General features: G+C 64.9%; 14 protein-coding genes and 1 pseudogene. 10 read left to right on the top strand and 5 right to left on the bottom strand.

The features are described 5' to 3' along the window. The 5 genes from ABIC09_RS01490 to ABIC09_RS01470 all read left to right on the top strand — a co-directional run bounded on the left by ABIC09_RS01490 (position 1) and on the right by ABIC09_RS01470 (position 3,679). Positions 1-462 (top strand): DUF3237 domain-containing protein, encoded by a 462-nt coding sequence (locus ABIC09_RS01490; protein WP_354108186.1) that lies wholly within the window; start codon positions 1-3, stop codon positions 460-462. 312 nt (positions 463-774) lie between these two features. After that, positions 775-1,194 carry an HIT domain-containing protein gene (locus ABIC09_RS01485; RefSeq protein ID WP_148751635.1) on the top strand — a complete coding sequence of 140 codons (420 nt, stop codon included), beginning with the start codon at positions 775-777 and terminating at the stop codon, positions 1,192-1,194. Positions 1,195-1,205: 11 nt separating this feature from the next. Beyond that, entirely contained in the window at positions 1,206-2,144 is a 939-nt protein-coding gene (nudC, locus tag ABIC09_RS01480; protein ID WP_354086073.1) for an NAD(+) diphosphatase, read from the top strand. A gap of 6 nt (positions 2,145-2,150) precedes the next feature. Continuing rightward, positions 2,151-3,071: a sugar kinase gene (locus ABIC09_RS01475; RefSeq protein ID WP_354108185.1), complete on the top strand. Its 921-nt coding sequence runs from the start codon at positions 2,151-2,153 to the stop codon at positions 3,069-3,071. Between the two features lie 98 nt (positions 3,072-3,169). Continuing rightward, positions 3,170-3,679: an Lrp/AsnC family transcriptional regulator gene (locus tag ABIC09_RS01470; protein WP_148751631.1), complete on the top strand. Its 510-nt coding sequence runs from the start codon at positions 3,170-3,172 to the stop codon at positions 3,677-3,679. Between the two features lie 160 nt (positions 3,680-3,839). Here the strand turns inward: ABIC09_RS01470 and ABIC09_RS01465 are convergent, their stop codons facing one another. The 4 genes from ABIC09_RS01465 to ABIC09_RS01450 form a co-directional block, all read right to left on the bottom strand. Continuing rightward, entirely contained in the window at positions 3,840-5,339 is a 1,500-nt protein-coding gene (locus tag ABIC09_RS01465; RefSeq protein WP_148751630.1) for a phosphomannomutase/phosphoglucomutase, read from the bottom strand. Between the two features lie 181 nt (positions 5,340-5,520). Then, the gene (locus ABIC09_RS01460) at positions 5,521-6,033 is read right to left on the bottom strand and encodes a TIGR02281 family clan AA aspartic protease (RefSeq protein WP_187434889.1); all 513 of its coding nucleotides are present in this window, start codon (positions 6,031-6,033) and stop codon (positions 5,521-5,523) included. Positions 6,034-6,161: 128 nt separating this feature from the next. Continuing rightward, complete coding sequence (gene hrpB / locus ABIC09_RS01455; protein WP_354108184.1) at positions 6,162-8,636, bottom strand: ATP-dependent helicase HrpB; 2,475 nt, start codon at positions 8,634-8,636, stop codon at positions 6,162-6,164. 141 nt (positions 8,637-8,777) lie between these two features. Continuing rightward, the gene (locus ABIC09_RS01450) at positions 8,778-10,094 is read right to left on the bottom strand and encodes a UDP-glucose dehydrogenase family protein (RefSeq protein ID WP_354108183.1); all 1,317 of its coding nucleotides are present in this window, start codon (positions 10,092-10,094) and stop codon (positions 8,778-8,780) included. A 194-nt stretch (positions 10,095-10,288) separates the two neighbouring features. Here ABIC09_RS01450 and ABIC09_RS01445 point away from each other — a divergent pair, with 194 nt between their 5' ends. The 3 genes and pseudogenes from ABIC09_RS01445 (at position 10,289) to ABIC09_RS01435 (ending at position 15,414) form a co-directional block, all read left to right on the top strand. Next, on the top strand, positions 10,289-11,356 hold the full coding sequence (locus ABIC09_RS01445; protein ID WP_354108182.1) for an acyltransferase family protein: 1,068 nt from the start codon (positions 10,289-10,291) through the stop codon (positions 11,354-11,356). A 204-nt stretch (positions 11,357-11,560) separates the two neighbouring features. Beyond that, positions 11,561-14,611, top strand: a complete 3,051-nt coding sequence (polA, locus tag ABIC09_RS01440) for a DNA polymerase I (protein ID WP_354108181.1) — start codon at positions 11,561-11,563, stop codon at positions 14,609-14,611. 168 nt (positions 14,612-14,779) lie between these two features. Then, positions 14,780-15,414 (top strand): annotated as a pseudogene (locus ABIC09_RS01435) (LysE family translocator). Positions 15,415-15,535: 121 nt separating this feature from the next. On the opposite strand, the gene ABIC09_RS01430 reads toward ABIC09_RS01435, so the two are convergent. Continuing rightward, complete coding sequence (locus tag ABIC09_RS01430) at positions 15,536-16,162, bottom strand: glutathione S-transferase family protein (protein ID WP_148751813.1); 627 nt, start codon at positions 16,160-16,162, stop codon at positions 15,536-15,538. A 185-nt stretch (positions 16,163-16,347) separates the two neighbouring features. On the opposite strand from ABIC09_RS01430, the gene pyrE reads away from it, so the two are divergent. Together pyrE and ABIC09_RS01420 are read left to right on the top strand one after the other, a co-directional pair. Continuing rightward, positions 16,348-16,911, top strand: coding sequence for an orotate phosphoribosyltransferase (gene pyrE / locus ABIC09_RS01425; protein ID WP_148751624.1), 564 nt, complete (start codon positions 16,348-16,350; stop codon positions 16,909-16,911). A 153-nt stretch (positions 16,912-17,064) separates the two neighbouring features. Further along, positions 17,065-17,838 (top strand): DUF2865 domain-containing protein, encoded by a 774-nt coding sequence (locus ABIC09_RS01420; protein ID WP_354108180.1) that lies wholly within the window; start codon positions 17,065-17,067, stop codon positions 17,836-17,838. The last annotated feature ends 26 nt before the right edge of the window (positions 17,839-17,864 follow it).

Below are 17,864 nucleotides of genomic sequence, written 5' to 3'. Positions count from 1 at the left end.
ATGACCACACCGACGCTCGAGATGAAATACGTCTTCACCATCACCGCTGAAATCGGCGACGTCATCACCGCCGGCGAAACCGGCATCGGCGTCCGCCGCATCATTCCGATCATCGGCGGCGAGGTGAAGGGTGCGATCACCGGCAAGGTGCTCCCGTTCGGCGCCGACTTCCAGACCATCCGCCCCAACGAGCTGATCGATCTCGAAGCCAAATACGCCTTCGAGACCGACGACGGCGCCGTTGTCTATGTCGAGAACAAGGGCATGCGCTTCGGCCCGGTCGAGCTGCTGCAAAAGCTCAAGCGCGGCGAGCCGGTCGATCCCAAGCTGATCTATTTCCGCACGGTCCCGAAGTTCGAGACGGGACACGAGAAGTATCGCTGGCTGATGGAGCACATTTTTGTCGGCTCAGCAGCGCGACATGCCGACCGCGTGGTGATCGACGTGCATCAGGTGGCGTAAGAGCTTCAGCGCGTAGGGTTCAAACCGCCTCAAGCTCCACTTGACAGGGGTAAGGAAGGCTTTTGGCGTCCCCCTCCGAACCTTACGGGCGGTTCTCCCGCATACGGCTCTTCAGTCGTTGGACAGGGTTTCTTACCGCGCATCCGCCCCGGCCTACCCGGCGCAATAACCGCGACTTCTCACACAGCCTGCTTTGCCGAGACGACAACAGAGCATGTGGGACCTGCGGAGCCCCAACCTTCCCTCGGCTGACCCCGTATCGTATGGTCCAACCAAACGCGCCCGCTCCCCTCGGGCATTCTGGAAACGCATATGTCAGATCCCGCCTGGTCGCTGCACTCCCGCCTGAAAGAGGACACCATCGACATCGGTGATTTGCCGCTGTCGAAAGTGCTCGTTATCAAGGACGCGCATTATCCCTGGCTGCTGCTGGTGCCGCGGCGCGCCGACGCGGTCGAGATCATCGATCTCGACGAGGTCCAGCAGGCACAGCTGATGACCGAGATCTCCCGCGTCTCGCGCGCGCTGAAGGAGATCACCAAATGCGACAAGCTCAACGTCGCAGCGCTCGGCAATCTCGTGCCGCAGCTTCACGTTCATATCATTGCACGCCGCACCGGTGACGCCGCCTGGCCACGGCCGGTCTGGGGCGTGATGCCGCCCCTGGCGCATGACGCCACTGAAGTACAGAATTTCATCAGCGCGCTTCGCCGAAAAATCTGGTTGGGTTGAAAGAACAAGAAATGTCAGCATTCGACTCGTTTCCGCTGGGGCAGCCGGCCTTCGTCACCAACATCCTCGATCGCGCCGCGCATATGCGCCGCGATGACGAAAAACTGTTCGCGATGGAGCAGAAGCCGTCGTCGCGCGCCTATGTCGTCTACCGCGACTCGCTGCTGGTGAAGCGCGACGGCGACAAGACGCGTGCGCTGCTGGGAATCGACGAGGCGCTGAAATGCGGCGCCAATCCCGGCACGATCTTCCTGGGCTTGCGCGATGGCGCCGCGATCTTCGGCATGGGCCTCGCTCAGGCCGCCGCCGAGAAGCTGATCGGCCGCGAAGACTTTACCGTCACCGAGCTGCGCGGCATGGCGATGCAGGGCGCGATCCCGCCCGAGGAGCTGTCGGCGATCGCGATGGCGAAGTCGATGGTCGGCTGGCACCAGCGCCACGGCTATTGCGCCAATTGCGGCACCCGCAGCGCGATGAAGGAAGGCGGCTGGAAGCGCGATTGCCCGGCCTGCAAAGCCGAGCATTTTCCGCGCACCGATCCGGTCGTGATCATGCTGGTGGCGTCAGGCGAAAAATGCCTGCTCGGCCGTCAGAAGCAGTTTCCGCCGGGCATGTATTCCTGCCTCGCCGGTTTCGTCGAGGCCGCCGAGACCATCGAGGACGCGGTGCGCCGCGAGATCCTCGAGGAATCAGGCATCCGCTGCACCGACGTGCAATATTACATGACCCAGCCCTGGCCCTATCCGTCATCCCTGATGATCGGTTGCAGCGCGCGGGCCTTGAACGAGGACGTCGTCGTCGATCGTTCCGAACTGGAAGACGCGCGCTGGTTCACGCGCGAGGAGGCGGCGCTGATGCTGACGCGGACGCATCCCGACGGGCTCGCCGGCCCGCACCCTTTCGCCATCGCGCATCATCTGCTCGGCCGCTGGGTACACAACAAGAGCTGACCGCCGATGGCTGCATCAGGGATCGCGCCGCGCATCCTCTGCATCGGCATTCCCGTGCGCGACCTCACCTTTCGGGTCGAGGCCGTGCCGGAGCACGGCAGCAAGGCCAACGCCACGCATCTTGCCGAGATCTGCGGCGGCAATGCGCTCAATGCCGCCATCGCGATGGCGCGGCTCGGCGGCAGTGTCGCGTTTGCCGGGCCGATGGGCGATGCACGGGAGACGTCGAGCAGCTTCATCCTCGAGCGGATGACCGCCGAGGGTATCGACAGCAGGCATATCGTGCGCATGCCGGGCGTGGCCACGCCCGTCTCTGCGATCATCATCGACGCGACCGGCGAACGAACGCTGACGATCTATCGCGATCCTGCGCTGTGGACCGTGAAGCTATCGGATGCCGACGAGCTCCTCGCCGGTTGTCAGGCTGTCCTCGTCGAAAGCCGCTGCGGCGCCTTCTGCATCGATCTCTGCACGGAGGCACGCCGGCGCGGCATTCCGGTCATCGTCGGCGTCGACCGCGCGATGGCGCCGGCTGACGGCCTGCTTACGGCCGCCTCGCATCTGCTGTTTTCCAGCGAGCAGGTCCAGGAGACCGCCGGCGTCGCTGACGACGGCGAGGCCTTGAAGCGGCTGGCCGGGCTGACGTCCGCCTTCCTCGCCGCCACCCGAGGCCCATTTGGCACAATCTGGCTGAACGAGGCGGGCACGCTGGAGGAGACGCCGGCCTTCCCGGTTGAGGCCGTCGATACGCTGGGCGCCGGCGACGTCTTCCACGGCGCCTTCACGCTTCGGCTTGCCGAGGGCGGCGTGCGAGAGGCGCTGCGATTCGCCGCGGCGGCCGCCGCGCTGAAATGCACGCGCCATGGCGGTGGCCTCGCTGCCCCGCAACGCATTGAAGTTGAAGAGTTTTTGCGAAGCGAGCGCTAGAGCGATTCCACGGACGCGCCGAGAATATGGACTTGCTGTGGAAGGATTTTCTCTATATCAGTGAAATCAGCCCCTGAAATGGAACAAAGTTCTTCAATATGACTGACCTCGCTGTCCAACTCCCCGAGACCAGCCGCCGCCTCGACGCCATCGATCGCAAGATTCTGATGGTTCTCCAGGACGATGCCTCCCTGTCCGTTGCCGAAATCGGCGACCGCGTCGGGCTGTCCTCGACCCCCTGCTGGAAGCGCATCCAGCGCCTGGAGGCCGACGGCGTGATCCTGAAGCGGGTGGCGCTGGTCGATCAGAACAAGATCGGGCTCGGCATCTCCGTGTTCGTGTCGGTGGAGAGCTCCGATCATTCCGACGCCTGGCTCAAGAAATTCGCCGAAGCGGTCAGCGCCATGCCCGAGGTGATGGAATTCTACCGGATGGCCGGCGACGTCGATTACATGCTGCGCGTCGTGGTCGCGGACATGCAGGCCTATGACATCTTCTACAAGAAGCTGATCAGCGCCGTGCCGCTGAAGAACGTCACCTCGCGCTTCGCGATGGAGAAGATCAAGTCGGTCACGGCACTGCCGATCCCGGCCGTGGTCGCGGCTTAAAGTTTGCTCTCGCCGCACGGAAGTCGTCATCGCCCGGCTTGACCGGGCGATCCAGGTACGCCGCAGCTTCTCCGTATACGGCAACCGTCTCTGGAATACTGGATCGCCCGGCTTCGCGGGCGATGACAGTGTCGGATACGGCGAACGCGCGCCCCGCCGCTCAGATCTTCTGATTGTACTCGCCGACTTCGGGATGTGTGCGCAGCACGCTGTTCACCATCTCGAACATGTCGTGCATGCGCTGCTCGGAGACCGGGCTCTCGACCACGACCACGAGCTCCGGCTTGTTGGAGGACGCCCGCACCAGGCCCCAGCTGCCGTCCTCGACCGTGACACGCACGCCGTTGACGGTGACGAGGTCGCGGATCGACTGGCCACCGATCTTGGCGCCCTTGGCCTGTAAGCCTTCGAAGTGCTTCACCACCTGGTCGATGACGCCGTACTTCACCTCGTCGGCGCAATGCGGCGACATGGTCGGCGACGACCACGTCTTCGGCAGCGCGTTCTTCAGATCGGCCATCGACTTGCCGGGCGCACGGTCGAGCATGTCGCAGATCGCGATCGCCGACACCAGGCCGTCGTCATAGCCGCGTCCATACGGCTTGTTGAAGAAGAAATGGCCGGACTTCTCGAAGCCCGCAAGCGCGCCCGTCTCGTTGGTGCGGCGCTTCATGTAGGAATGGCCGGTCTTCCAGTAGGCGGTCTTGGCGCCCTGCTTCTGCAAGACGGGATCGGTGATGAACAGGCCGGTCGACTTCACGTCGACAATGAACTGCGCATCCTTGTGGATCGCCGACATGTCGCGCGCCAGCATCACGCCGACCTTGTCGGCAAAGATCTCCTCGCCGGTGTTGTCGACGACACCGCAGCGGTCGCCGTCGCCGTCGAAGCCGAGGCCGACATCGGCCTTGTGATGCAGCACCGCATCGCGGATCGCGTGCAGCATCTCCATGTCTTCCGGATTCGGATTGTATTTCGGGAAGGTATGGTCGAGCTCGGTGTCGAGCGGGATCACCTCGCAGCCGATAGCGTCCAGCACCTGCGGCGCGAACGCGCCGGCGGTGCCATTGCCGCAGGCTGCGACGACCTTGAGCTTGCGCTTGAGCTTCGCCCGGCTGGTGAGGTCGGCGATGTAGCGCGCCGGATAATTCTCGTGGAACTGGTAGGAGCCGCCGGCCTTGTTCTTGAAATCGGCATTGAGCACGATCTCCTTCAGCCGCGTCATCTCGTCGGGGCCGAAAGTCAGCGGGCGGTTGGCACCCATCTTCACGCCGGTCCAGCCATTGTCGTTGTGCGAGGCCGTGACCATGGCGACGCAGGGCACGTCGAGATCGAACTGCGCGAAATAGGCCATCGGCGTCACCGCAAGGCCGATGTCGTGCACTCTGCACCCGGCCGCCATCAGGCCGGAGATCAACGCGTATTTGATCGAGGCCGAATAGCCGCGGAAATCATGCCCGGTCACGATCTCCTGCTTGACGCCGAGTTCCGCGATCAGCGCGCCCAGCCCCATGCCGAGCGCCTGCACGCCCATGAGGTTGATTTCCTTCTGAAACAACCAGCGCGCGTCGTACTCGCGAAAACCGGTGGGCTTGACCATCGGCTCGGATTCGAAGGCGTAAGTGTTGGGCAACAAGACGGATTTCGGCTTGGGAAACATTGAGACGGTCTCATGAAAAAGGCAGGAATTGGTGCAGCCTTAGCGAATGCCGGGCCGCAGCGGAAGGCGGGAATGAAGGCTTATGGCCGATAATTGCGGCAGTTTGGTAACGGAAAGACGTTACCTGCAGCAGGCTCGCTCAGGGCAATATTGAATTCGTCCGACAGCCATCCGCCCGGACCTACTGCTCCAGCACCATCTGACCGTTCGCATACTCAAAGCGCTTCAGGCGGGACAGGAAGGAGAGGCCGAGCAGGTTCTCGGACAACGCCTCGTCCGGCAGCACCATGGCATCGACGTCGCGTACGATCAGGCCGCCGACGTCCAGCATGGCGATGCGGGTGCGCGCGGCCTTGATGGTGCCGTTGGCGGTGGAGACGGTGGCGTTGTAGTCGCTGCGCGAGGGACGCAGACCGAAGCGCGCGGCCGAGGTCTCGTTCAGCGCCACCACGGAGGCGCCGGTGTCGACCATGAAGCCGATGCGCTGGCCGTCGATGCGGCCGTCGGCCTGGAAGTGGCCACGGCCATCGCGGGGAATGTTGAGGCTGCGGCCGCCGGCCGGCGCCGTGGTCGCGACCGCAACCGTCGTATGCGGCGTTGACGTGGCGGACGCCGAGCTCATCCTGTCCGCCATCTGCGCCATGAAGGTGCCGAGGCCGATCATGATGGCCGCGATGATCATAATGTTACGCATCACACCATTTCCGAGCCGAGAGCTCGAGTTCACCACGCGGCGCGCCCGTCCGCGAGCGCAGCCACGGCAGAGCCGGTGTCATTTTGACGAAAAGGATGAGCGTACGGTTAATGGCGGGGAGTGATTTCTCACGTCCCGCGCGGCTTGACCCGCCGGGTCGGCAGCGCGCTTGCCGGATCTTCGGGCCAGGGATGGCGCGGATAGCGGCCGCGCAGATCGGAGCGAACTGCGGCGTAACTGCCGCGCCAAAAACCGGGGAGATCGCGCGTCACCTGCACCGGGCGCTGCGCCGGCGACAGCAGTTCCAGCACTAGTGGCACCTTGCCGGCCGCAATCGACGGATGGGCGTTGAGGCCAAACAATTCCTGGAGGCGCACCGCGATGGTCGGCCCCTGCTCAGCCTCGTAGTCGATTGCGAGCACGCTGCCCGTGGGCGCCTCGAAATGGGTCGGCGCCTCGCGATCGAGCCGCGCGCGCATCTCCCACGGCAATAGCGCCATCAACGCATCGGAGAGATCGCCGGCGGAGATGTCCTTCAGCGCGATCTTGTCGTAGAGCGCCGGCACCAGCCAGTCGTCACGCCGCACGATCAACCCGTCGTCGGAGAGATCGGGCCAGCTTTCGCCCTCGGCCTTGCGCAAGAACATCACGCGATCGCGCCATTGCTTGGCGGCCTTCGACCAGGGCAGCCGGTCGAGACCGGCGGCGATCAGCCCGGCGGCAAAGATGCGCGCGGTGTCTTCCGAGGGCGACACGGCAAGCGTGGCCTCGGACAGCGTGATCGCATGCAGCACGCGCTTGCGTCGTGCGCGCAGCGCCATCGCGCCGCGGTCGAAGATGATCTCGTCGGCCGTGTCGATATGCTCGGCGAAATGCCGCTCGATGTCGTCCTCGGCGATTTGCGCGGCGAGCAGGATGCGGCCGCTCGCAGCCGTCCCCGTCATCTCGCCGATCGCGATATAGGGCGCGCGGGCGAGCGAGGACGTCTGCTCGACCGCGGCGCCGCGGCCATTGGCGAGCACGAAACTGCCGTTGCCGCGGTTGCGCGCGACACGATCCGGGAAAGCATAGGCGAGCATCAGGCCGGTCGAGAGATCCTCCTGTGGGCCGGCCTTCTCGGACGCGGCGACCTGCGAGGCCCAGCGCCGCGCCAGGTCGCGCGCACTTGCCGCCCGCGGCGAACGGTCGCGGCGGAACTGGTCGCGCCGGTGCTCGAGGTCGGCGCTGTCGCCGCCGAGCCCGCGCTCGGTGAGAATGGCCGCGATCTCGGCGGCTTCTTCTCCCGCGCCGGCGCGATGCGAATCCACGATCATGCGCGCCAGCCGCGGCGGCAGCGCCAGCGCGCGCAGGCTCTTGCCCTCCGCCGTGATGCGGCCGTCGCCATCGAGCGCATTGAGCTCGGAGAGCAGACTCTTGGCTTCCTTCCAAGCCGGCGTAGGCGGTGCGTCGAGGAACGACAGTGCTGCAGGGTCGGCGACGCCCCATTGCGCGAGATCGAGCACCAGCGAGGAGAGATCGGCGCTGAGGATTTCCGGCTGCGTATAGGGCGCAAGCGAGGCCGTCTGCTGCTCGTCCCAAAGCCTGTAGCACACGCCGGGCTCGGTACGGCCGGCGCGGCCGCGGCGCTGGTCGACTGCGGCACGCGCAGCGCGCACGGTCTCGAGCCGGGTCAGGCCGATGTCGGGCTCGTAGCGCGGCACGCGCGCGAGACCGGAATCGACGACGATGCGCACGCCTTCGATCGTGAGCGAAGTCTCGGCGATCGAGGTCGCGAGCACGACCTTGCGCGTGCCCTTCGGCGCCGGCGCGATGGCGCGGTCCTGCACGGCGGCATCGAGCGCGCCGAACAGCGGCACGATCTCGATGCTGGCATCCTGCACGCGCTCACCGAGGAAATTCTGGGTACGGCGGATTTCGGCGGCGCCCGGCAGGAAGGCGAGCACCGAGCCGCTGTCGGCACGCAGGGCCGAGGCGATCGCGTCCGCCATCTGCCGCTCGATCGGCGCATCGGCCCTGCGGCCGAGATAGCGGGTCTCCACCGGAAACGCGCGGCCCTCGCTCTCGACGACGGGCGCCTCGCCAAGCAGCTTCGCGACGCGCGCGCCGTCGAGCGTGGCCGACATTACCAGGATACGCAGATCCTCGCGCAGGCCGAGCTGCGCGTCGCGCGCCAGCGCAAGACCCATGTCGGCGTCGAGCGAGCGTTCGTGGAATTCATCGAAAAGGACGGCGGCAACGCCCGACAGCTCGGGATCGTCGAGTATCTGGCGCGTGAAAATGCCTTCGGTCACGACCTCGATGCGTGTGGCTCGCGAGATCTTCGAGCCGAAGCGGACACGGTAGCCGACCGTTTCGCCGGCGCGCTCGCCAAGCGACTTGGCCATGCGATCGGCGCTTGCGCGGGCCGCAATGCGCCGCGGCTCCAGCACGATGATCTTCTTGCCCTTGGTCCAGGGCGCATCAAGCAGCGCTAGCGGCACCCGCGTGGTCTTGCCGGCGCCGGGCGGGGCCACCAGCACCGCCGCGTTGTGCGCCTCCAGCGTGCGCGAGAGGTCATCGAGCACGGAATCGATCGGGAGGGGCGTGTCGAAGCTGCGGGGCAAAAGTCTCGGTCCGTCATCGTCCGCCGTGTGCGCAATTGCGCGCTAGGGCGGACGATCCACTCATATCGGATCCCGGCCATTCCGAAGATCTCGCCGTACTGGATACCCCGCCTTCGCGGGGTATGACAATCATATGTAGTATCAGCCCTGCACGGATGGCCGGCCGATGCTCTCATAGGTGAAGCCGGCCGCAGCCATGTCTTCGGGGCTGAAGATGTTGCGGAGGTCGACGACGACGGGCTGCGCCATGACGCTCTTCAGCCGGTCGAGATCGAGACCACGGAATTGCACCCATTCGGTGACGATGACCATCGCATCGGCACCTTGCGCGCAGGAATAGGCATCCTCGCAATAGGTGATGCTGGGCAGCTCGCCCTTCGCCTGCTCCATGCCGACGGGATCGAACGCCTTCACCTTTGCGCCCATGTCGATCAGGCCGGTCACGAGCGGGATCGACGGCGCATCGCGCATGTCGTCGGTGTCGGGCTTGAAGGTGAGACCGAGCACGGCGATGGTCTTGCCGCGCAGCGAGCCGCCGAGCGCCTGGCTTACTTTCCGCGCCATCGCGCGCTTGCGGTTCTCGTTGACCGCCAGCACGGATTCGACGATGCGCAAGCTCACGTCGTAATCCTGCGCGATCTTGATCAGCGCCTTGGTGTCCTTCGGGAAGCAGGAGCCGCCGAAGCCGGGACCGGCGTGCAAGAATTTTGTGCCGATGCGGTTGTCCAGGCCAATGCCGCGTGCGACCTCCTGAACGTTGGCGCCGACCTTTTCCGAGAGATCGGCGATCTCGTTGATGAAGGTGATCTTGGTCGCGAGGAACGCATTGGCGGCGTATTTGATCATCTCGGCGGTGCGGCGTTCGGTGAACATCAGCGGCGCCTGGTTCAGCGACAGCGGACGGTAGATGTCGCCCATCACCTTGCGGCCGCGCTCGTCGGAGGTGCCGACCACAACGCGATCAGGGAACTTGAAGTCGCGGATCGCGGCGCCCTCGCGCAGGAACTCCGGATTGGAGGCGACGACGACGTCGGCCTTGGGATTGGCCTCGCGGATGATGCGCTCGACCTCGTCGCCGGTGCCGACCGGCACGGTCGACTTCGTCACCACCACGGTGAAGCCGGACAGCGACTGCGCGATCTCCTTCGCGGCGGCGTAGACGTAGGAAAGATCGGCGTGGCCGTCGCCGCGACGCGAGGGCGTGCCGACCGCGATGAACACGGCGTCGGCATCCGCAACCGGCTTCGACAGGTCGGTGGTGAAGCCGAGCCGCTTGGCCTTCACATTGGTCGCGACCAGCTCGTCGAGGCCCGGCTCGTAGATCGGGATCTCGCCGCGATGAAGCGCCGCGATCTTCTTCTCGTCCTTGTCGACGCAGGTGACGTCGTGACCGAAATCCGCAAAGCAGGCTCCGGACACCAGTCCGACATACCCCGTGCCGATCATCGCGATGCGCATGAGAATCCCTGTTCCAGCTTGGTTAACGAAACCCCAATCCGGGGGCGGTTTAGCATTTTCCCGTCGGGAAGGAAGAGCCTGCGCTTAGAAACCGGCACGCGATTTGTAGCGGTAAAGAAGTCGGAAACCACTAGGCCCCACACTGCCCCACGCCCACACAGGACCGGGCAAAGCACGGCTCGAAACGGGACACCATGGCACCAGCAGGCACAATCGACGCGAGCGAGGGCACCACGGGCCCGGCTGTCGCGCGTGTCGACTGGATCGACTATGCCAAGGGCATCTGCATCGTCATGGTCGTGATGATGCATTCGGTGCTGGGGGTCGAGCTCGCCGCCGGCGAGACCGGTTTCATGCATGTCCTGGTGGCCTTCGCAAAGCCGTTCCGGATGCCGGACTTCTTCCTTATTTCGGGCCTGTTCCTGCCGCGGGTGATCGATCGGGACTGGCGGACCTATCTCGACCGCAAGGTGGTGCATTTCGCCTATTTCTATGTCGTCTGGGTGACAATCCAGTTCGGCTTCAAGGCCCCTGCTTTTGCGGCCGAAACCAGCTGGCGCGACGCTGGCCTGCTCTATGTCGAATCCTTCATCGAACCGTTCGGCACGCTCTGGTTCATCTACCTGCTGCCGATCTTCTTCGTCGTCACAAAACTGACACGACCAATCCCGCCGCTCGCGATCTGGCTTGTTGCCGCCGCGCTGGAGACGGCGCGCATCACAACCGGCTGGACTGCGATCGACGAGTTCTGTGCGCGCTTCATCTATTTCTATTCGGGGTATCTGTTCGCGCCTTACGTGTTCGCGCTGTCGGACCGCGCGCGCAGCCACCCCGCGCTGGCGCTGGCAGCGCTCGCGACCTGGGCACTGGTCAATACCGGCCTCGTCGCGCTCGGCGCCAGCGAATGGAAGATCGCGTCACTCATGCTCGGCTTCGCCGGCGCATGTGCCGTCATTACGATCGGCACGCTGCTGGCGCGCGCGCATTGGTGCAACTTCTTGCGCTTCTGCGGCGAGCATTCGATCGTGATCTATCTCGCCTTCTTCCTGCCGATGGCTGCGACGCGCACGTTACTCCTGCACACCGGAATCATCTCCAGCATCGGCACGGTGTCGCTGATCGTCACCATCGTCGGCGTCCTGGGGTCGCTCGCGATCTGGCAAGTTGCGTTGCGGCTGCACGCCGATTTCCTGTTCGAGCGGCCCGATGCGTTCTGGATCGTGCCGAAGAAGGCGGGACCGGTGTTGCAGGCGGCGGAGTAACTGTCATGCCCCGCGAAGGCGGGGCATCCAGTATTCCAGAGACAGCAGTCGTATACCGACAGGCCACCACGTACTGGATTCCCCGCCTTCGCGGGGAATGACAGTGAGGATGTGGAGAATGACGGTGGGGGATATTGGCGCCAACGGCCCAAAAATCCCCCACCCAAGGCTGTCAAAGTCCGTAAAAATTCATACATTGCGGCCATGCCAAAAACCTCCCCGAAGACCTCCGCCAAAGCTGACACCCAACCCGCTGCTACGACAGCTGCTGCCAAACCGGTCGCGGCGAAGGCGGCAGGAAAGGGCGACCACGTCTTCCTGGTGGACGGTTCCTCCTACATCTTTCGCGCTTATCACGCGCTGCCGCCGCTCAACCGCAAGTCCGACGGCTTGCAGGTCAATGCCGTTCTCGGCTTCTGCAATATGCTGTGGAAGCTGCTCCGCGAGATGCCCGAGGACAACCGGCCGACGCATCTTGCGATCATCTTCGACAAGTCGGAAGTCACCTTCCGCAACAAGATCTATCCCGAATACAAGGCGCACCGGCCGCCGGCGCCGGACGATCTGATCCCGCAATTCGCGCTGATCCGTGAGGCCGTGCGCGCTTTCGACCTGCCCTGCCTGGAACAGAGCGGCTTCGAGGCCGACGACCTGATCGCGACCTATGTGCGAGAGGCATGCGAGCGCGGCGCAACTGCGACCATCGTGTCCTCCGACAAGGACCTGATGCAGCTCGTGACCGACTGCGTCACGATGTACGACACCATGAAGGATCGCCGCATCGGCATTCCCGAGGTGATCGAGAAATTCGGCGTGCCGCCGGAGAAGGTGGTCGAAGTGCAGGCGCTGGCCGGCGATTCCACCGACAACGTGCCTGGAGTCCCCGGCATCGGCATCAAGACGGCGGCGCAGCTGATCGTGGAATACGGCAATCTCGAGCAACTCCTGTTCCGCGCTACCGAGATCAAGCAGCCGAAGCGGCGCGAGGCGCTGATCGAGAATGCCGAGAAGGCCCGGATCTCGCGGCAGCTCGTGCTGCTCGACGACAGGGTCGAGCTGGAGGTGCCGCTGGACGATCTCGCCGTCCACGAGCCGGATGCGCGCAAGCTGGTTGCCTTCCTGAAGGCGATGGAGTTCTCCACGCTGACGCGTCGCGTCGCCGACTATTCGCAGATTGATCCGGCCAACGTCGATCCCGATCCCGGCTATGCCAGCGGGGCCAGCGTTTTCTCGCCGCTGCCGCCTTCGGACGTCGTACCGGCACCAGGAGCCGGCACGCCGGCGCAGGTTCCGTCGGGCCAGCGCAGCGCATCGGCCACCAAGGAGGACAAGGCCGCGAGCCCGAAGGGCGCGCCGATTTCTCTCGCAGTCGCGCGCGAAGAGGCTTTGCGCAAGCTTCCGGTCGACCGCAGCAAGTACCGGGCCATCAAGACGCTCGCGGAATTGAACGCCTTCATCGCGCGCATCCATGATACCGGCTATGTCGCGATCGAGATCCGAGGAAATTCGATCGATCCGATGCAGGCCGATCTCTGCGGCATCGCGCTCGCGCTGGGGCCGAACGATGCCTGCTACGTGCCGCTCGCGCACAAGCAATCCGGCGGCGGCGCCGGCCTGTTCGACGCCGGCCTCGCGCCGGATCAGGTCAAGCACGCCGATGCCATCCAGGCGCTGCGGCCGGTGCTGGAATCATCAGGCATTCTCAAGATCGGCTTCGACGTCAAATTCACTGCCGTGATGCTGGCGCAGCACGGCATCACGCTGCGTAACATCGACGATGCCCAACTGATCTCCTACGTGCTCGATGCCGGTCGCGGCTCGCATGCGCTGGAGCAGCTGTCCGAGCGCTGGTTCGGCCTCGCCATGCTGAAAGAGAGCGAGCTGCTCGGCAGCGGCAAGGGCAAGATCACCTTCGACCAGGTGCCGATCGACAAGGCCGCGCCGCTGTCTGCGGAAGATGCCGACATGACGTTGCGCGTCTGGCGCGTGCTGAAGCCGCGCCTCGTCGCCGAGCACATGACCACGGTCTACGAGACGCTGGAGCGGCAGCTGGTCTCCGTGCTCGCACGCATGGAGCGGCGCGGCATCTCGATCGACCGCCAGGTGCTGTCGCGTCTGTCCGGCGAATTCGCCCAGACCGCCGCGCGCGTCGAGGCCGAAATCCAGGAGATCGCGGGCGAGCCGGTCAATGTCGGCAGCCCCAAGCAGATCGGCGACATCCTGTTCGGCAAGATGGGACTACCGGGCGGCACCAAGACCAAGACGGGCGCCTGGTCGACCACCGCGCAGGTGCTGGATGAGCTCGCCGAGCAGGGCCACGATTTTCCGAAGAAGATTCTGGAGTGGCGCCAGGTCTCGAAACTGAAATCGACCTACACCGACGCACTGCCGACCTATGTCAATCCGCAGACCCATCGCGTGCACACGACCTACGCGCTGGCCGCGACCACGACGGGCCGGCTGTCCTCGAACGAGCCGAACCTGCAGAACATCCCTGTCCGTACCGAGGACGGCCGCAAGATTCGCCGCGCCTTCATCGCGACACCCGGGCACAAGCTGGTCTCCGCCGACTATTCGCAGATCGAGCTGCGGCTGCTGGCGGAGATCGCCGATATTCCCGTGCTCAAGCAGGCGTTCCGCGACGGGCTCGACATTCACGCGATGACCGCGTCGGAAATGTTCGGGGTGCCGATCAAGGGCATGCCAAGCGAGATCCGCCGCCGCGCCAAGGCGATCAATTTCGGCATCATCTACGGTATCTCGGCGTTCGGCCTCGCCAACCAGCTCGGCATCGCGCGCGAGGAAGCCTCAGCCTACATCAAGAAGTACTTCGAGCGCTTCCCAGGCATCCGCGCCTATATGGACGAGACGCGCGATTTCTGCCGGAGCCACGGCTACGTCACCACGCTATTCGGCCGCAAGTGCCATTACCCCGACATCAAGGCCTCCAACGCCTCGGTGCGCGCCTTCAACGAACGTGCCGCGATCAACGCGCGGCTTCAGGGCACCGCCGCCGACATCATCCGCCGCGCCATGACGCGCGTGGAGGACGCACTGGCCGAGAAGAAGCTCTCGGCGCAGATGCTCTTGCAGGTGCACGACGAACTGATCTTCGAGGTGCCGGATGCGGAGGTCGAAAAGACGCTCCCCGTCGTGCAGCACGTCATGCAGGACGCGCCGTTCCCGGCCGTGCTGCTGTCGGTGCCGCTGCATGTCGACGCGCGCGCGGCCACGAACTGGGACGAGGCGCACTGATCTTTTCTTACCTCGCCCCGTTTGCGCCACAAGCACCATGTCTTCCGGCGAAGGCCGGGACGACGCTGAGGCGAGACGCTTCCACTCAATTGTCCTCCGTACAATTGCGCGATGGCTCCGCCGCGCTTCGCATATTAGAACCGGTGCATCCCCTGCATCGGTTCACTCATGCCCCACACCTCCGCCCTGCTCGGCTTCGCCCTCGTCTGCCTCGGTCTCGTGCTTACGCCCGGACCGAACATGATCTATCTGATCTCGCGCTCGATCACGCAGGGGCCGGCGGCCGGCATCGTCTCGCTCGGCGGCGTCGCGCTCGGCTTCGTGTTCTACATGCTGTGCGCGGCGTTCGGCATCACAGCGCTGCTGCTCGCGATTCCCTTCGCCTATGACGCGCTGCGCTTCGCCGGCGCCGGCTACATGTTGTGGCTCGCCTGGCAGGCCGTGAAGCCGGGCGGGCGCTCGCCGTTCCAGGTGAAGAAGCTCGCAATCGACAGCCCGCGCAAATTATTTGCGATGGGGCTCGTCACCAATTTGCTCAATCCGAAGATCGCGATGCTGTATCTGGCGCTGCTGCCGCAGTTCATCGATCCCGCGGCCGGCAGCGTGCTGACGCAGTCTGTGGTGCTGGGCGCGATCCAGATCGCGCTCAGCGTCAGCGTCAATGCGATCATTGCGCTTGCGGCCGGATCGATCGCGCTATTCCTGGCGAACGGCCAAGCTGGATGCTGGTGCAGCGTTGGCTGATGGGCACGGTGCTCGCCGGGCTTGCGGTCAGGATGGCGGTCGAGGCACGGAAGGTGTGAGCGCAACGCTGTCATGCTCCGCGAAGGCGGGGCATCCAGTACGCCGCGGCTTCTCGGCTCTAACTCAACCGTCTCTGGAATACTGGGTCACCCGCCTTCGCGGGTGACGACAGCCTCCACCTCAATCCAGCTTCGCGTCCATGCCCCGCTTCACCGCCGGGCGCGCCATTAAGGCGTCGTACCAGCGCTTGACGTTGGGGAAGTCGGCGAGCTCGACCTTGTGGCGCGGATGCCGCCAGGCCCAGCCCAAAATGGCGAAATCGGCGACCGAGAGATCGCCGGCGACGAAATCGTGGCCGTCGAGGCGGCGGTCCAGCACGCCGTAGAGCCGGCGGGTCTCGGCCATGAAGCGCTTCAACCCGTAGGCGCGGTCCTGCTCGTTCTCGAGCGCGATGAAATGGTGCACCTGACCCGGCATCGGCCCGAAACCGCCCATCTGCCACATCAGCCATTCGTAGACGGGGATGCGGCCTGCGAGCGATTTCGGCAGGAATTTGCCGGTCTTCTCGCCGAGATAGAGCAGGATCGCGCCGGACTCGAAGATGCTGACGGGCTTGCCCTCGGGGCCCTCGGGGTCGCGGATCGCAGGAATCTTGTTGTTCGGCGAGAGCTTGAGGAACCCCGGCGCCATCTGCTCGCCCTTGGTGATGTTCACCGGGATCACTTTGTAGGGCAGGCCCATTTCCTCCAGCGCGACCGAGATTTTTCGGCCGTTCGGCGTGTTCCAGGTGTGCAGCTCGATGGTCATTTGCCTGTTTCCTTGGCCCAGCTTCTTGCCCGAGGTCTCGAGCATCCACCTACTCCAGAAAGTTGCACCTCCACAACCGGCGGACCGGGATGGCCGATCCCTGTTGACTGGGGACGCTCCCTCTGGAATGTCGCAGCCGTCGCGGATAGATTCCGCCACTCTCAAAACGCTTCCGAGGGACCGCCGTGTCGAAATCAGCCTCCCGCGCCCGCCTGTTCGAAATCATTCGCCGCCGCTCCTTCGGCCGGGGCGAGGTGACGCTCGCGTCGGGCCGCAAGAGCGATTTCTATTTCAACCTCAAGCCGACCATGCTCGACCCCGAGGGCGCGACGCTGCTCGCCGAGCTCACCTATGAGACGCTGAAGGACGACCAGCTCGATTTCATCGGCGGGCTCGAGATGGGCGCGGTGCCGCTGGCCGGGGCGCTGGCGCAGATCTCCTGGATCAAGGGCCATCCGATCGCGGCCTTCTTCGTGCGCAAGAAGCCGAAGGAGCATGGCGCCAAGCTCGCGATCGAAGGCCTGCCGAAGGGCGAGACGCTCGACGGCAAGCGCGTCGTGATCGTCGAGGACGTCACGACGACCGGCGGCTCGGCGATGAAGGCTGTGGAATCCGTGCGCGAGACCGGCGCCGAAGTGGTGCTGGTTCTGACCATGGTTGACCGCGAGGAAGGCGCCACCGACACATTTGGTGCGGCCGGCCTGCCGTTCCGCTCGCTGTACACAGCGTCGGAATTTTTGAAGGCTTGACGAGAGGCCACGGCCCCCTCAACCGCTCATTTACCATCCCGCCTTATGGTGAATCATGTGCTGAGACTTGAGAGGTCCTGGCCGGTTCGGTAGCGTCGGGTGGAGTAAGCGTTGCGTACAGAGTTGTCCCATGCGCGCCGGCGGCGTCGCGCGATGCTAGTGGCCGCCACCCTTGCAGCACCGCTGCTTGCAACTCCGGCCCCGGTTTCGGCCGAAGGCCTGTTCGACTTCTTCTTCGGCGGAGCCCAGCAGCGCCCGCAGCGCGACGTGCCGCAGGCGAACTCCTACGTCGATCCCTTCGCTAGTCAGCAGAACCCCGCCGTTCAGCCGCAATATGTGCCGCCAACCCGCTCGGCGGCGGCCGGGGGCTCCGGCCCGGCCTTCTGCGTGCGCAGCTGCGACGGCAAATATTTTCCGCTGATGCGCGGCCTCGCCTCGCCGGCACAGATGTGTCAGGCCTTCTGTCCTGCCAGCACCACAAAGATCTTCTTCGGCTCCTCGATCGACGGCGCCTATTCGCAGGCCGGCGAGCGCTACGCCGACAGCGAGAACGCGTTCGCCTACCGCAAGGCGTTGCGCGCGGACTGCACCTGCAATGGCCGCGAGCCAGCGGGGCTCGCTCCGGTCGATTTGACGCTGGACAGTTCGCTGAAGGCCGGCGACGTCATCGCCACCACCGATGGCCTGGTCGCCTATACCGGCGTCCGCCTCGGCATTGACCAGACCGCCGAGTTCACCCCCGTCGCCTCCTATCCCGGCCTCACCGCGCAGGTCCGCGCCCGGCTCGGCGAGATGAAGGTGGCGCCGGTTCGCGCTGAGACGGTGGCGGCAGATGCGCCGGCAGCCGAGATCGTGCGCGAGACGCTGCCGGATGTGACGGTGCCGAAGACGCCAGCGAAATCGGCGAAGCGGGCGGGATTGGATTAGAGCCCGGCTTCAAACCAAGCCGTCAT

The sequence above is a fragment of the Bradyrhizobium sp. S3.12.5 genome (assembly GCF_040548225.1).
Taxonomy (GTDB): domain Bacteria; phylum Pseudomonadota; class Alphaproteobacteria; order Rhizobiales; family Xanthobacteraceae; genus Bradyrhizobium; species Bradyrhizobium cytisi.
This window is presented reverse-complemented; position numbering and strand designations above follow the sequence as displayed.